Annotated in this window: 3 protein-coding genes; 1 reads left to right on the forward strand and 2 read right to left on the reverse strand. The window is 77.6% G+C overall.

What is annotated here, in order from left to right; genetic code table 11:
- Both KIK08_RS38730 and KIK08_RS38735 read right to left on the reverse strand, forming a co-directional pair.
- On the reverse strand, positions 1 to 362 hold a 362-nt coding region (locus tag KIK08_RS38730; protein WP_214408282.1), incomplete at its 3' end, for a lipoyl domain-containing protein.
- 132 nt (positions 363 to 494) lie between these two features.
- Positions 495 to 1553 (reverse strand): helix-turn-helix domain-containing protein, encoded by a 1059-nt coding sequence (locus KIK08_RS38735; protein WP_214408283.1) that lies wholly within the window; start codon positions 1551 to 1553, stop codon positions 495 to 497.
- A gap of 140 nt (positions 1554 to 1693) precedes the next feature.
- On the opposite strand from KIK08_RS38735, the gene KIK08_RS38740 reads away from it, so the two are divergent.
- Positions 1694 to 2168, forward strand: a 475-nt coding sequence (locus KIK08_RS38740) for a zinc-dependent alcohol dehydrogenase (RefSeq protein ID WP_214408284.1), incomplete at its 3' end; no start/stop codon positions are given.

Consider the following 2168-nt stretch of genomic DNA (forward strand, 5'->3'; position numbering starts at 1 on the left):
GGCGCGGCGGGAGCGGGCGGCTCGGCGGGGGCGGTGGTGGTGGCACCCGCCGCCGAGCGGGTCGGATCGTCCACGGCGGCCGACGGCGCGGTGCCGGGCGGCAGCAGCCGGGCGATGGGCGTGCCCACCGCGAGCGTGGCGCCGGCCTCGGCCAGGACCTCCAGCACCCCGTCCGCGTCGGCCTCGAACGACACGGTGGCCTTGTCGGTCTCGATCTCGGCCAGCTCCGCGCCGCGGCGCACCTCGGCGCCGGGCTCGTGCAGCCAGGACACGATGGTCCCCTCGGCCATCGACTCCGACAGCCGCGGCATCCGCACCTCGACGCCGCCGCTGCCCCGCAGCGCGTCCGCCGGACCGCTCACCGGTCCACCCGGGGCGGGACGTGGGACAGCGGGCGCGGCGATCCGCGCAGCGGCATCGCGCTCACCGTCCTCACTGGTCGTCGGGCCCGGGCCGCGGCGCCGGGTCCCCCGAGCCTCGGCGCCGCGGCCGGGTCACGCCAGCGGCTGTGCGCTCACTTCCTTGTCGATCCGTGCACCGTCGATCCGTGCACCGTCGATCCGTGCACCGTCGATCCCGTCGGGGCGCCGGCTCCGGCGGGCCTCCCGCGGCGAGTGCCCGTACTCGCGCTTGAACACGTGCGAGAAGTGCGTGGCGTCGGTGAACCCCCAGCGGAACGCGATCTCGGTGACCGTGCCGCCGGTGGGTGCCAGCAGGTCCTCCCGGCAGCGGGCCAGCCGGGACCGGCGCACCAGCGCCGCGACCGACTCGTCGGTGTCGGCGAACGCCGCGTGCAGCGTGCGCAACGACACCGCCAGCGCCCTGGCCACGGTCGCCGGGGCCAGTCGCGGGTCGGCGAGGTTGGCCCGGATGTAGCGGCGGGCGCGGGCCCGCAGCGCCTCCCGGCGGGCGGCCCTGGCGTCCACCGCGTCCGGCTCGACGACCGCCCGCACCAGCTCCAGCAGCACGTCCGCGGCGGCACCCGCGCTGCGCTCGTCCAGCCGGGGCAGCTCCTCGGACAGCGCGTCCACGTAGCGGACCAGCAGCCCGGTCCCGGGCCGCTCGGCCAGCGCCGGCACCGTCTCGACGTCGGCCAGCCGAGGGCTCACGGCGTGCACCAGGTCCCGCGGGAAGATCACCGTCCGCTTGCGGAAGGGGCCCGGGACGTCCACGTCGACCGGCCGCGTCCCGTCCCACAGCCCGACCGCGCCGGTGGTCAGCGTGTGCCCCGCGGCCCGCCCGCGCAGCACCTGCTCGGCGCCGTGGCGCACGATCTGCAGGCCGATGCTGCCCTCGCCCGCGTCGCCCATCACCGCCCTGCCCCGCCGGCCGCTGAACGCGCCGCAGGCGCACTCGACCAGGCTCAGCGCCCCGAACCGGCGCCGCGACACCGTCGCGGTGAAGGCGTCCGGTTCGGGGAGCCGGACGTCGAAGCCGACGTGGGTGCTGGCCAGCACCCCTTCCCAGGCCGCCGTGCGGCGGCGGGGGTCGCCGGAGCGCACCCCCCACCATTCCACCTGCGCGCCCGTCGGCTCGTCGTGCACGATCGTCATCGATCCCGCCCTTCTCCGGCTCCGGGCCCGGGTCGGGCGACCGGTGCCGGCAATCCTGACGATCCGCGCAATCCCGCGCACCCGCCGGTTGCCGTCCGTAGGGTCGGCGCCGGGGTGTCGGGCGCGACGCGGAGGTGGGCATGCGAGCCGGGGTGTTCCGAGGGGCGGGCCGGATCGACGTCGAGGAGGTGCCCGACCCGAGCGCGGGACCGGGCGACGTGCTGCTCGAGGTGGCCGCGTGCGGGGTGTGCGGGTCGGACCTGCACGCCTGGACGTCCGGCCCGGACGACCCGACGGGCCATGTCATGGGCCACGAGTTCGCCGGCACCGTGCTCGACGTCGGCGCCGAGGTCGCCGGCATCCGTCCCGGCGACCGGCTGACCGGGCTGCCCATCCAGCCCTGCGGCGCCTGCGAGCGGTGCCGCGCCGGGCTGGGCCACCTCTGCGCGGTGTGGACGACCCGCAGCATCGCGTTCGGCCTGCCCGGCGCGTTCGCCGAACGGCTGCGCATCCCCGACGCCCGCCTCGGGCACAACGTGCACCGGCTGCCCGACGACCTGCCGACCGAGCACGGGGCGCTGGTGGAGCCGCTCGCCGTGGCCGTGCACGCGGTGC

Source organism: Pseudonocardia lacus (assembly GCF_018531445.1).
GTDB lineage: Bacteria > Actinomycetota > Actinomycetes > Mycobacteriales > Pseudonocardiaceae > Pseudonocardia > Pseudonocardia lacus.